Annotated in this window: 10 protein-coding genes; 8 read left to right on the top strand and 2 right to left on the bottom strand. The window is 58.1% G+C overall.

Annotation, left to right across the window (positions count from 1 at the left end):
• The first annotated feature begins 10 nt into the window (after window positions 1–10).
• The 4 genes from ACWJJK_RS17865 to ACWJJK_RS17880 all read left to right on the top strand — a co-directional run bounded on the left by ACWJJK_RS17865 (window position 11) and on the right by ACWJJK_RS17880 (window position 4,736).
• A complete protein-coding gene (locus tag ACWJJK_RS17865) occupies window positions 11–1,504 on the top strand; it encodes a patatin-like phospholipase family protein (RefSeq protein ID WP_454128332.1) in 1,494 nt (497 codons plus the stop codon).
• Window positions 1,505–1,592: 88 nt separating this feature from the next.
• Window positions 1,593–3,164, top strand: a complete 1,572-nt coding sequence (locus tag ACWJJK_RS17870) for a hypothetical protein (protein WP_434111658.1) — start codon at window positions 1,593–1,595, stop codon at window positions 3,162–3,164.
• Window positions 3,165–3,557: 393 nt separating this feature from the next.
• Window positions 3,558–4,034: a hypothetical protein gene (locus ACWJJK_RS17875; protein WP_434111656.1), complete on the top strand. Its 477-nt coding sequence runs from the start codon at window positions 3,558–3,560 to the stop codon at window positions 4,032–4,034.
• A gap of 72 nt (window positions 4,035–4,106) precedes the next feature.
• Window positions 4,107–4,736: a hypothetical protein gene (locus ACWJJK_RS17880; RefSeq protein WP_434111654.1), complete on the top strand. Its 630-nt coding sequence runs from the start codon at window positions 4,107–4,109 to the stop codon at window positions 4,734–4,736.
• Between the two features lie 111 nt (window positions 4,737–4,847).
• On the opposite strand, the gene ACWJJK_RS17885 is transcribed toward ACWJJK_RS17880, so the two are convergent.
• Window positions 4,848–5,369 (bottom strand): REP-associated tyrosine transposase, encoded by a 522-nt coding sequence (locus ACWJJK_RS17885; protein ID WP_454129052.1) that lies wholly within the window; start codon window positions 5,367–5,369, stop codon window positions 4,848–4,850.
• A gap of 511 nt (window positions 5,370–5,880) precedes the next feature.
• On the opposite strand from ACWJJK_RS17885, the gene ACWJJK_RS17890 reads away from it, so the two are divergent.
• From ACWJJK_RS17890 to ACWJJK_RS17905, 4 genes are all read left to right on the top strand, one after another.
• Window positions 5,881–8,238, top strand: a complete 2,358-nt coding sequence (locus ACWJJK_RS17890) for a protein kinase domain-containing protein (protein WP_434111650.1) — start codon at window positions 5,881–5,883, stop codon at window positions 8,236–8,238.
• A 295-nt stretch (window positions 8,239–8,533) separates the two neighbouring features.
• Complete coding sequence (gene rapA / locus ACWJJK_RS17895) at window positions 8,534–11,383, top strand: RNA polymerase-associated protein RapA (RefSeq protein ID WP_210023831.1); 2,850 nt, start codon at window positions 8,534–8,536, stop codon at window positions 11,381–11,383.
• A 194-nt stretch (window positions 11,384–11,577) separates the two neighbouring features.
• Entirely contained in the window at window positions 11,578–12,255 is a 678-nt protein-coding gene (locus ACWJJK_RS17900) for an LOG family protein (protein WP_077730405.1), read from the top strand.
• Window positions 12,256–12,374: 119 nt separating this feature from the next.
• Window positions 12,375–12,587 carry a hypothetical protein gene (locus tag ACWJJK_RS17905; RefSeq protein WP_086134964.1) on the top strand — a complete coding sequence of 71 codons (213 nt, stop codon included), beginning with the start codon at window positions 12,375–12,377 and terminating at the stop codon, window positions 12,585–12,587.
• Between the two features lie 8 nt (window positions 12,588–12,595).
• Here ACWJJK_RS17905 and ACWJJK_RS17910 read toward each other — a convergent pair whose 3' ends face one another.
• A complete protein-coding gene (locus ACWJJK_RS17910) occupies window positions 12,596–13,642 on the bottom strand; it encodes a multicopper oxidase domain-containing protein (protein ID WP_245245497.1) in 1,047 nt (348 codons plus the stop codon).
• Window positions 13,643–13,719 lie beyond the last annotated feature (77 nt).

Genomic DNA, 13,719 nt, shown 5'->3' on the forward strand with positions numbered 1-13,719 from the left:
GAGGCCGGCCATGAACTCAGCCAACACGGTTCCGCTAACCGCCCCCTTGAAGTCCGGACAGCCGAAACGGGCACTGGTCCTTCCGGGCGGCGGTCTTCGATTGTCTTATCAGGCGGGCATCCTGCTCGCTCTGGAAGAGGCGGGCCTGGAGTTTCAATACTTCGACGGCACGTCCGGCGGCAGCCTGAACATGTCCATGCTGCTGTCCGGACTGAAGCCGGCCGAAATCTGCCAGCGCTGGCGCACGCTCAATCTCAAGGACACCATCGCCTTCCTGCCGCTCAGGGATTATCTGAATGTGGAAAACCTGGAAGGACTGGGGGATTCGAAAGGGTTTCGCACCAAAGTGCTGCCACATTTCGGCATCGATACCGCCCGTATCCGCGCCGTCGACTCGCTCTCCGCCAGCTATAACGTCCTGGATTACGCGAACAAGGCGGTCAAGGTGATATCCCACCGGGACATCGACGAAGACATGATCATTGCCGGCATGTCCCTGCCCGGCGTTTTTCCCCCGGTGCGGAAGGACGGCGGCATCTACCTGGATACCGGCTTCGTGCAGGACGCGAACCTGACGGAAACGGTGAAAAACGGCGCGGAGGAAATCTGGGTCTTGTGGGGTTTGGGCAATACCGGCACCTATCGGGGCGGCCCCTTGCATCTGTACGTCCAGATGCTGGAAATGAGCGCCAACGCCGCCCTGAACAGCCAGTTGGAGGCCGTCCGAGAGATCAACCGGCGGATCGAACACGGCGACAGCCCCTACGGCCAAACCCGTGCGATCCGGGTTCATGTCGTCAAGCCGGAATATCCCTTGCCGCTCGACCCGGACCTATATCTCGGCAAGATCGACCACGCCACTTTGATCGAAATGGGCTATGCCGACGGAAAATCCTATCTGCGCGCGATACCCGGAACGACCGCCGAAGCGCAGAGCAATCCCTCGCGCATGAAAGATCCCGTGCCCGGAATCCGCTTCCGGAAGTGTTTTCAGGGAAAAATCTCCTTGGCACGGCAACCGGAATCGAAACAGGATTTGAAGATCGAGCTGTGCATCCACATCGCCGATCTCGAGGCTTTTCTCGCCGATCCCGAGCACGCCGCGCGGATCACCGGCCATCTGAGCAGCCCCGCTTTCGGGCCGATGGTGTTGCTCGCCGATAGCCGCTTTTCCCTGACCAGCCTGCCGAATCGAACCCGGCGCATCGGTTACGAACTCCGCTTCGAGAGCGAAAACCGGCGTTACAGGCTGGTTGCGGAGCAGATTCTGCACGACGATCCGGGTCCCGACATGTGGCGGGATTTGTCCACCGTTTCCGCGCACCTGTTTGCGGCGGACGGGAGTCCGCTCGGCACCGGAACGCTGTGCTTGTCGATGGGCGGCGTCAAGGATTGGCTCGGCGGCATCCGGGCGACGGAAACCCAAACCGTGACCGACGAACTCAAGGTCGTCGCCCGCTTCGCCCGGTTCGTTCTCGGCGAATTGTACGACGTGTACGGATAGCCCCGAACCGCTCCGCCCGCGCCAGGGAAAGCCAGGGCCATCCCTCAGGGACTGAAAACGAATAACAACAAACCCCGGAGGACCGATCATGAGCCAATCCGAAGCGCTCGAATTCTTTCACGAAATCGATATCAGCGACCCGAACAGGCCGAACCGCCTGTGCGTCTGCATCAGCGACGTGCATTTCACCGACGGCACGGTGGGCGTGCAAAGCCGCGACGACTGGGACGATTTCTTCGGTGAGATCACTCTCCTGTGCGAAGACCGAGGAATCGAGGAACTGGTGTTCGTCCTGGATGGCGACGTGGTGGACATGATCCGCACCAAGCACTGGGCGGAGCGAGGAGTCTACCCCTGGGAACGCGATCATCCGGAATTTCCCGCCATTGTCAAAACGATCATGCAAGGGATCGTCGACCAGCACGACGGGCATGCCGGCGGGCATTGCAAGTTTTTCCGAATGCTCCAGGAATTGCCGGCCACGCTCACGGCCAAAGGCGTCAAAAAGGTCGACGTCCTGGTGCTGCTCGGCAATCACGACAAGGAAATCCTGTCCGCGCCCGATGCGCTCAAGCTCTTTTACGAAGAATGCCTGGGCTGGACGCTGAAAGACATTCCGGCAGACTATCGACTGAAGGTCGGACGGATGTACGGCGACGAAAACCTGTTCAAGAGTCCCGACAGCGCCCCCTGGTTTCCGTTCTACTATGCGGACCTCGGCTTCCGCCTGTTCGTCACCCACGGCCAGTGGCGCGATGGGGACAATTGCCGCGCCCTTCCGGAATGGTCCATCGAGAACGGCTGGCAGATCGAGACCTGGCGGCAACTCCGCTATCGGCCGTTCACCGATCCCTGCTTCGGCGATACGGTCGCGGCGGGCGTTCTGTCCGGGTTCATCTGGAAAGCGAAGCAAGCCTTGGCCGAGGAGGACAGGAAACGCATAGCACGGGCGGAAGCGAAAAGCCTCGGGGTGACCCGTTTGGAACAAGTCCTCGACGAACTCGATCTTTACCGGCCGAGCTATGCGGCGGTTTCACGCATCATCGAAGAAACCCGGAAGCTCAAGGAGCGGCCCGACCTCGCCGGCACCATAGAAAAGCTCCTGCAAGACTCGGTATCCGAGTGGCTGAGCTGGGACTTCACCTATGAAAGCTCCCCCCGGAAACGGCGCATCGGCCTGAAATTTCTGCGCTGGTGGCTAGGTGTCGCGAGCAAGCTGCACCGCACGCTCGAACTCAAGGCGATCGAATGGTTCATGAAAATACTCGCCTGGTTCCGCAGCCACCACCGGGAAGAGGCGGTCACTTTCGAAGAGATGAAGAAATTCCCGGCTTTCCTGCCCGAAAATCGAATCTACGGATTCCACATCCACGGCGAAGGCCACACCCATAATCCCCTGGAAGAAGAACCGGATGTCGACAAGGGCCGAAACTATACCTACATCAATTTCGGCACCTGGCGCGACCAGGTCGTGGAAAAGAACGCCGGACATTGGCTCCTCAAGCTCCTGAGAAGAACCAAACCCAGCTACCGCCGCCGCAGCGTCGGCCGCGCCCTGTTCGTCCTCGACCTCAAACCCGCCCCCGGCGACGACAAAAGGATTTTCGGCTATTGGGTCGACGACAACCTGACCTGGAGCGACAAGCTGGATTGGAAGTGAATCATTCGGCGGAAGGGGCATCCAGGCGCTCCCTGGATGCCCGTTTGCGATTGGAAGGGGCGCTTCGGCGCTCCCGAAGCGACCGTTTGCGATTGGAATACGCGGGTAGGCTATTCCGCCTTACTAAACATAGTTTCGCGACGTTTTATGCTTACAGTGATGATTTGACTTTACCTGAGTAATCGTGGCTCCCGTATTACATAATCAGGGATCAGTCTTCTGTATATCACCTTGGAACCGCGTGATATACAGGTCCAATTATTCACTTGTTAGCGGTCAAATATGTTCAGTCACGACGACATAATCAATCGCATCATTCCATATCGGCTACAGGCCGTAGATGCAGCAAATATCGCTGTCCGCCTTCGAAGCTCCTGGGATGCACCAAAGTCCATGAAGATCTACTTCGATGAAAAGCTCAGGATAACGGGTAACTCGAATGCATTCACAAATCCTGTGCTTGAAGCGGGTCTCATTCATTGTCGTGCACTTTTGGACTTTCTTGGCCTGAAAGCAGATCCTAGAGACTCGACAAAGCTCATCTGCCGAGATCCTAAAAAGACCAAGAAAGACGATGTGGTAATTGAGCACTTCTCCAATTCAAACGGACCATTGCCAATGGTTACGCCGCAAGAGGCAATATCTCGGTATCAAGGAGGGCAATCTGAAGCAGAAGCAGCACTTGCAGGGATTCTACACACGGCAAACAAGGGCCTCGCGCATATCACCTCAGGGTTGGTCTTGTCCGCGACAGATATGTCCCACCTTGAGATCGCGAGTGGGGGCGTTTGGGCGCTCGTTGTAAGCCACTTTTACACGCCACTCGGTCTATTGCCGCCAGAATCTATCGTCACGGAGGTCAAGCCGTGACCGCTAATAAATCGTTCCAGGCGACGCCGAAAAGCGGCGCGCCTGAACTCCGTCGTTGGGTGTAAGCAATCTATGACCGAAATCTTGCCCATAGATTACGCAGTAGTTGCAGTTGGTCGTACCGAACAAGAGCAATTCCCTTTGATTTTGGTTTTTGGGAGGGAAAACAATGGATCAGCAGAAATTATTCCAGGAATCAGCCTCTATGATGAAACTGTGTCATCGGGGTCCGCGTTTTGGAATCGAGCATATGGCTTCATTCAAAGATTAACTGATTGGAAGGGGCATTTTCGGCAGAGTTGCGTTGAGGCCGAAATGTCTCCGATTCTTTTTACAAACGCACTACCCAAACCGATCCCTAATGCTCTACAAAATAAAGATTCGTTAAGGGCGGCTGTACAAGAAAATGAAATCCTGTCTCATGTATCCGGAATATTTGGATTGAATGTGGCAAGTAGAGTCGGCGCTGTGATTTTTTCTACAGGTAAGAGTGCTGTATACGAATTTTCGAGAACCGAGGTAAAAAAGGCTTGCTCGGCAAAAAACATCCCATTCATTGAGGCGCCATATTTTGCTACTCAGGGCCTTCCAAACGCAGTCCTTGATCAGTCTATTGAGTATAAGGATTCGGCAATAATCAGAAGCATCGTCAATGAATTCAGAGCATACACCCAACAAGTCGCTCCAGCCGACGTCGGCTGAGCTTTAACGTTAGGCACGTCTCCAACCATGAACGCTGTTTACCCACAAAGGCCAGACGCACACCAGCCCGCGTAGGGCGCATTAGCTTTAGCGTAATGCGCCGAATGGGTTTCAAACCCGCTCGCCCACATCCATATCGGATTCCGGCCCACCCGCCCAATTTAACGGATACACACCTCGTTCGACGTACCGGTGAAACGTCGAATACGGCCGCTCCGACACGCATTGGACATAACCGTGTTTCACCGGATTGATGTGGCAATAATCCACATGAGCCGAATAATCCTCCTCGTCGCGGATGGCGTGTTCCCAAAACCGGCGTTGCCATATCCCACGTTCGCCACGGGCAACGCGAACCTTTGAGCGCCGTTCGGTCGATGGCAAGGCTTTGGAGAAGCCTTGTTTGATCAATCGCCATCGATTGGTGAAATCGTCATCGCCGGGTGGCAGCGTCCACACGCCGTGCAGGTGATCCGGCAAGACTACCCAGGCGTCGATATGGAATGGCCATTTGATTCGAACCGCCCGTATCACAGATCGAAGCAGGTCGATGTGCCGGACGAGCCAATCATTCGGGTAACGTTCGAGCAGATTGACGGTGAAGAAATAGGTTCCGCCGGGTACGCGGTCAATTCCGTTAAGTTAAGCCGTCATTCCGGCAGGGATTGCCGGAATCCAGAGCACAGGGAAGTGACACGCCTCTGCCATCCATGGCTTCTGGACCCCGGCATTCCCTGCCGGGGTGGCGTCATTCGCCTTAACTTAACGGCATTGGGTACGCGGTAGCGTCGATAATCGGGCATCGGGATTCATCATCCGAAAAGCCAATAACCCAGGGAACAATAGCAGACCGTGGGAACATCGGATTTACGATGGCTTTTCCAATCATCGCTTCTGCGGCGCAATAGGCGGGACCGCTATTGCGCCCTACTCGCCGGCGTTTGAGACACAACGGAGAACGGGCTGTACGCCACGCCACACTTGACTTTTCGCCATTCCGGGTTGCCTTATCTTTTTCCAATCGGCACAATGTAAAACCCGACGATTCCGGGGGCTACTCGATTTACTCGCCCGCCATCCTCGTCTCACGCCTCGCAAGAAGCCGCTTAGCCCCGCTTTCGTCTGCACTGCTATGCCACAGAATATGCGCCAGAATGCACTCAATCCAGGCTATCGCCTGCAGTGGTTTTCCATAGAACAAGTTCTGGGTCAGGGCAACTTCGGAATCACCTATCTCGCCCACGACTCCATTCTTGAGCGTCACGTTGCCATCAAAGAATATCTCCCGGTAAAGCTTGCCGTTCGAGACGGCGCCGCTTTGATCCGGCCGGCCACGGAGGATTGCGGCGAGCAGTATCTCGCGGGACTGGAGCTTTTCATCAACGAGGCGCGCATGCTGGCGAAGGTGGAGCATCCCAACATCGTCCGGGTGCTCAACGTTTTCGTCGCCAATAATTCCGCCTACATGGTGATGAGCTACGAGGAGGGCGAAAGCCTGCACGCCGTCCTCGAGCGCCGCAGGACCCTGGAGCAAGGCGAACTCCTCAGGTTCTTGATCCCTATCCTGAATGGCCTGGAGAAAATACATAACGCCGGCTTTATCCATTGCGACATCACGCCGGCCAATATCTTGCTCCGGAAGGACGGGAGTCCCGTGCTGCTGGACTTCGGGTCTGCGCGTCAGTCGCTGGGAGAAAAAACACAGGCCCTCCCCAGCATGCTTTCCCCCGGCTACGCCGCCATTGAACAGTACTATGGGAAAGGCGATCAGCTGGGGCCATGGACCGATATCTACGGCCTTGGTGCGACGCTCTATCGGAGCATCGCGGGCATTGCCCCGCCCGATGCGCTCGAACGCAGCCAAAGCATCATCTTGGCCTCGAAAGAAATTTTCGTTTCCGCCAAACAGGTCGGCGGACCTCGCTACAGCGAAGGCTTGCTTCGCGCGGTCGACCACGCCCTGAGCTTGAATCCGCCTAAGCGCCCGCAGAGTATCGCCGCATGGCGGCGGGAATTTTCCCTGGCGCCGGAGCTTCCCGTCGAAGATGCGCCTGCGCCTAAGCAGCCGGAGGTGAAAGCCGAAACCGTGGCCGCCAACCCGGCCGATGCGCCGGCGCGCCGGCCGACATCCGATGCCGCTCGCTCGCGCATTCCGGCCATCTCGGCAATCGTGCTGATCGTCGCCGCCGGACTCGTTTGGCTGAGTCGCGGCCTATTCTCGGAGCACGAGCAAGCAACCGCATCGTCGGACGCCGAGCAAACCGTTCGCGAAAACGATCCGGCCGGTATTGATCAATCCGCGGAAACCGCGCCGCAAGAAATCGCTCCGGCCACTCCGCCTTCGCCGCCCGAAGGATCGGCCGTCGAAAAAAATGCCGGTGCCCAAGCGGGCTCCGAGCAGCACGCGGCTGAGATCGACGCGCTGTTCGAGCTATTGGCTCGGGCCGGCGAGGACATCAGGGCGGGCCGCCTCATCAGCCCCAAAGACAACAATGCCCTCGCCAAATATCGCTCGGTGCTCGCGTTAGATCCCAACCAGCCGCAGGCAAAGCAAGGCATCCAAGAAATCGTCGATCGGTTCGCCCAGCCGGCCCGCGAAGCCATGGACCGCCGGGACTGGAAGCTTGCGCAGACGCGTATCGACGAAGTCGCCATTGTTCTGCCGGAAGCCGAAAGCTTGCGCCAAGAGCTCGACACCCGCAGAGCCGAAGCCGAAAAGGGGCGCTCCAAAGCCAGTGCCGAACAAAAGTCCGCCGAGCAGACTGCGGCGATTTCTCCCGATCACAAGCAAGCCGCTCAATCGCCGAGTGCTCCAAAAACCCCTGAAGCACAGGGTGATGCCGAGATATCCGACGCGGAGGAAAGCGACCGGCGCAAGCAAGCCGCCGGCAGAACCGTCGGACGCGCATGGCGAGCCCTCAATCGAGAAGAATGGGATAAGGCGCAAGTCTATATCGATCAAGCCGCGGCGACGCTGGGCGATACCGAAGAGGTGCAAACCCTCAGGCGACAACTGATTTCGCGCAAAGCCCAGGCCGCCCAAGCAAAAGAGGCCACGGCGGAGGGTGCTCAGGCGACGAATGCAGGAGCAGCCGAACAACCGGCTCCGGTAGCGGATAAAACAGCGGTCAAGATCGAAAGCGCCAGGTCGACTCCACGCCAGGTCAACCCCGGCGAACGGGTGGAATTCATCACGACGTATGAGTTGACGCTTCCCGCCGGCACCCGTGATGCGGAAGTCGAACTCAGCTGGGCGCTGAAGGCGGGCGGCAGGCGAATCGGCCAGGAAGGCTCCGATTTCAAGCTGGCAAGAACCGGTACCAACACGGCCACGAATGAACTGACCGTCCCTTCGTATATGAAGTCCGGCACCTACACGGTCGAACATAGAGTGCGCGCCGGCGATAGCAGGGCCATCGCCAGGTCGCACTTTTCCGTCGTTCGCAAGCCTCGACAACGGTCGGACGAAGCCGCGCCAAGCGATGCCCAGCAAGGCGAGTAGGAGGGGCCGGCCGCCTGCCCTCTCGGTAAGAACATCCGAATCGAACAACAAAAGCCCCGCCCTTCACGCTATTTCCGTTCACGATCTCCGAAAAAGCGTCCGCCGCGGCCAGAACGACCTTCGGTCACTCGCTCACGGCCGCTTCGGGTCGCCGTCGTCAAACTCCGAAACTTGTCGGAAACTTGGGCACCCGTTCCCGCTCATATTGGAGGCAGGAGCCGTAACCGGCAATTCGGACCGCCCTGTTACAATCCTATAATTGTGATTCCGTGTTACGCCTTGAGGAGAAATAACGTTGCCGACTTTCGTCCCTGGACAGCGCTGGATTAGCGAGACCGAGCCCGAGCTGGGCTTGGGCATTGTGTTGAACGTCGAAAACAACCGTGTGACTCTGCTCTTTATCGCCAGCAGCGAACGCCGCACTTATGCGGTCGACAACTCGCCGTTGACGCGGGTGAGATTTTCCAAGGGCGATTCCATCGAAAGCGCGGACGGCTGGAAACTCAAGGTTACGGAAGTACGGGAAAAAAATGGCCTGATCACGTACGAAGGCGTGGCCGAGGACGGCACTTCGCGAACCCTGGACGAAGTCGATCTCAACCATTTCATGCAGTTCAACAAGCCTCAGGATCGGCTTTTCACCGGCCAACTCGACCCTTCCGGGCTGTTTCGATTGCGCTATGAAACGCTGCGAAGAATCGGCCAACTCGAGCAGTCTCCGGTGCGGGGCTTGTTCGGCGGGCGCACCAGCATCATTCCGCACCAGATATACATCGCCCACGAAGTCGCTCATCGCCAAGCTCCGCGCGTATTGCTGGCCGACGAGGTCGGGCTCGGCAAAACCATCGAAGCGGGATTGATCATCCACCATCAGCTATTGACCGGACGCGCCGAGCGCATCCTTATCATCGTGCCGGAGCCCTTGCTGCATCAATGGCTGGTGGAGATGCTGAGGCGCTTCAATTTGCGCTTCGCCCTGTTCGACGAGGAACGTTTCTGGCAAGTCGAAGACGGCAATCCCTTTCTAAGCGAACAACTGGTACTGTGCAGCCTCGATTTCTTCATGGACGACGAAGAACGCCAGGAAGCCGCGCTCACCGCCGGGTGGGACATGTGCGTGGTCGACGAGGCGCACCACCTGCAATGGTCGGAACAGAAAGCCAGTCCGGAATATCAGTTTGTCGAGCAATTGGGCCGATCGGTGCCGAGCCTCCTGCTTTTGACGGCGACACCGGAGCAGCTCGGCAAGCGCAGCCATTTCGCCCGCTTGCGCCTGCTCGACCCCGACCGCTTCTACAGCTACGACCGGTTCCAGTTCGAGGAAATGCAGTACGAATCGCTGGCCGACGTGATCAACCATCTGCTGGACGATCCGGAGCTCGACCGGGAGACCCTGAGCCAACTGAAATCCCTCATCTCGCAGGATTTGGCGGACGATTTACTGGACCGGCTGGACGATCCGGAACGCACGGAGAATGCGCGCAGCGAGCTGATTCAGCTCCTTCTGGACCGCCACGGCACGGGCCGGGTCCTGTTCCGCAATACCCGGGCCACGGTCAAGGGTTTTCCCGGGCGGGAGCTGATCGCTCATCCCCTGCCGCTGCCCGAGGCCTACAGCCGGCTGCTGACCGAGACTCAACCCCAGATCGAGGACCTTCTGCACCCGGAAACCCTGTACGCCCGGTGTCGCAAGGATGACGCCGAGTGGTGGCGTCTGGACAGCCGGGTGGAGTGGCTGGTCGAAACCATAAAGAATCTCAAGTCGGCCAAGGTGCTGGTAATTTGCGCAAAAGCCAAAACCGCGACCGATTTGGAGGACGCGCTTCGAGTCCGGGGCGTGCGCGCGGCGGTTTTCCACGAGCAGATGAGCATCGTCGCCCGCGACCGGGCAGCGGCGTGGTTCGCCGATACCGAGAACGGCGCTCAGGCGCTGGTATGCTCGGAAATCGGCAGCGAAGGACGAAATTTTCAATTCGCCCATCATCTGGTGATGTTCGATTTGCCGCTCAACCCCGATCTGCTGGAGCAGCGAATCGGCCGTCTCGACCGCATCGGGCAGTCCGAAACCATTCGCATACACGTCGCGTATTTCGAGCGCAGTGCTCAAAGCATCTTGTTCCGCTGGTATAACGAGGGACTGAATGCGTTCAGCCAGCCCAGCCCGGCGGGACTTCCCGTGTTCGGCCGACTCGGAGGACAGCTTACCGCCTTGTTGCAGGCGCCCGATCCCGAAGGCGAAATGAAACTGGTCGAGCGGGCTCGGAAGCTGGCCGATGCGATCCAGGAGGAATTGCATCAGGGCCGTGATCGGCTTCTGGAACTGAACTCGTGCCGCAGGGACGCCGCGGAGCGGCTGGTCCGGCTCATCGAAGAGACGGATCGCGAAAACGATCTCTGGCCTTATTTGGAAGATGTGTTCGACGCTTACGGGGTTGCCGTCGAGGAACATTCGGATCATTGCCACATCCTCAGGCCCGGCGAGCACATGCGCACCCAGTTCCCGGAATTGCCCGAAGACGGCGTGACGGTCACGCTGGACCGGAGTATCGGTCTGGCGCGAGAGGACATGCTGTTCCTGACTTGGGAGCACCCGATGGTTCGGGGCGCCATGGACCTCATCCTCAACAGCGAGCACGGCAACGCCGCGCTGAGTCTGGTCCGGAACCCCGAACTGGAGGCCGGGCAACTGCTGCTCGAAACCGTCTATCTGGTCGAATGCACCGCACCGAAACGCTTGCAGATCGGCCGATTCTTTCCGCCCACGGTGCTGCGTTTCCTGTTCGACCAGGACGGCAACGATCTCAGTGCCCTACCCTTCGAAAGTCTTGCCGAACAGCCCCAGCAGTTCGATCGCGAGCACGCGCTGGGATTGGTTAAAAGCCGACAAAAGCTCATCAATCGGTTAATCCAGAATGCCGAAAAGAAGGCGCGAGCGCAAATGCCCGGCGTCATCGGCGAAAGTGCAAAAAGAATGCTCGATACGATGACGACCGAACTCAAGCGCCTTGCAGCCCTGCGGCGGGTCAATCCGAACGTGCGCCAGGAAGAGCTGGATCAGCTCAAGGAGAACGCCATCGAGATGAACAATTGCATCCAAGGAGCGCATTTGCGCTTGGATTCCGTACGCCTTCTGATCACGGTCTGAGGGCTTTGGCCGGATGCGCCGCTAATCAACGGAAAAAGCCTCCGCATTCGGCCTTCGCTCGGACCGAAACGTTCCATCGCGACAAGCACTTGCACGAAAATCCCGGCTTATGCCTGCAATGGGATGTCGGTGAAATTTCGCCATTCGCTGCCATACTTCTAAAGCCCCATCCTTTTCAATCCCAGGACAGGTTTATGATCGAAGATCTCAAAGGCAGCGAATCGTGGCGCATGTTCAGAATCATCAGCGAGTTCACCGAAGGCTTCGACAAGCTTTCCGATATTCGCTTTGCCGTATCGATTTTCGGCTCCACCCGGATCAAGCCGAGCAGCCCGTACTATCAGGCCGCACAAACCGTGGCCGAGGTTCTCGCGAGCCACGGCTACGCGATCATCAGCGGCGGCGGACTGGGTATCATGGAAGCCGCCAATAAAGGCGCCCGTCTCAAGAAAGCGCGCTCGATCGGACTCAACATCGCCGGCGAAGAGAAATCGAATTCTTATCAAAACCTCAGGCTGGAATTTCGCTACTTTTTCGTGCGTAAACTCATGTTCGTGAAACATTCCATGGGCTATGTCTGCTTTCCCGGCGGATTCAATACCCTGGACGAACTGTTCGAAGCGCTCACTCTGATGCAAACGCACAAAATCCATCCCGTGCCTTTGATTTTGTTCGGTTCGGATTATTGGAAAGGACTGATCGATTGGATCAATAACACGGTCCTCGCCAATCAACTGGTCGACAAAGCCGATTTGACCCAAATCTCGATTACTGACGATCCCCTGGAAGTCGTCGACATCATGAACAAACACCGCGAATGGAAGCTCAAAAAGATTGTCGAGGCGACATCCGCCGCGTCTCCGGAAAGCTGACGACCGTGCCGTGATCGCTCTCGCCGGTCAGTTTTCGCGCCTGACTTCGATATAGCGAAAAACCGATAACGCGATGATGCCAAGCTGAAGCCGATCGTGCGACCGGCGTCGGCACGTTGATGCAAACGGCGGTGGAATGGAGCCGAAAGATCAACCCGCAGCTCGTGATCGGCATCCGCCGCGGCGAACAGGGCGGCCATTCCACCTCCATCCGGTTTTGCCGACGACACCGGACTGGATTCCGTGTCCTCATCCCCCTCCGCATTCCCATCGCCCGTCTTGCAGCGGTCTATGCCGCGCTGGCAGTACGACGCCAGTCGGCAGTCATCTGACGAAGAGTTCACTCGTTGCCCTTTGGCAGAATCTGATATGTGGCGAACATGCCGGCATCGATGTGATCCGCCACATGGCAGTGGAATAGCCATTCACCGGGGTTGTCGGCTTTCATGTCGGCGGTCACCATGCCGGCCGGGAGCAATTGAACGACATCCGTCCGTTGCGCGGCCGAGCGGCGGCCGATCGTGACGGTCTTTCCGTGCCAGTGCGGCGTGTGCAGGTCCACCTCATTGCCCATCCCGAGCAAGTGCCAGCGCACCTTTTCGCCGTCGCGCATCGTCAATCCTTTCAGGTTGCCGAAGACGTACCCGTTGATGCTGTGCATCAGGCCCGGCTCCTCCCCACCGAGTTTGTCGAAGATAAAGTAAGCGGTCACGAACTCCTGATCGACGTCTTTCGGGCGGCCGTCGCGGCGGGCCTCGCCCTTGCGGGTGACGATGATTGGACCCAACAGCCCCTTGTTGGTATCCGTGGGTTCGCCGATATGGGAGTGATACCACCAGACCTTGGAGCTGAGTTCGCCGCCCGCCGGGCCACTGTCTCCGTCCGCAATCCAGGTGTAGTCGAAGCACTGACCCGGCATGACTTCGGCCCCGCTGCCGGGCTCGGCGCCGGAATTCGCTCCGAAGTAATGGGCCCCTTCCTGATCCTTGGTATAGCGCAGGCCGTGGGGGTGCATGCCGGCGGCTCCCTGAGTGCGGTTGCAAAAGCGGACGTTGATCGTGTCTCCGACTTCCGCGCGGATGATCGGTCCCAGGATGCCCAGCCACTCCGGCTGCGGCACCGGACTTTTGAAGCCGGCGTCCCGATACTGGATGAACCGGGTGACCGGAAAGCTGTGACTGTTGGTCCATGGCTCCGGTATCTCGCAGGGCGCAGCATCGGGATGACAGTGGACCAGATTTTTCCCTGACGGCGCGAAATCCCAGATACCGTCTTCGGCAGCAATAAAGTACTGACGGGTCTGGGCGAAAGCGGCGGTCGCGATCATCACCACCAACGGAAGCGCAAGGAAGCCTATCGGGTGCATGCAGATGGTTTGGCCATTCATGAATTTTTCTCGGAGGAATCGTTTACGGCAGTAATTGCAGTTCCTATGCGACTTTAATAATAATCATTCTCAATCAT

Source organism: Methylocaldum gracile, assembly GCF_053646815.1.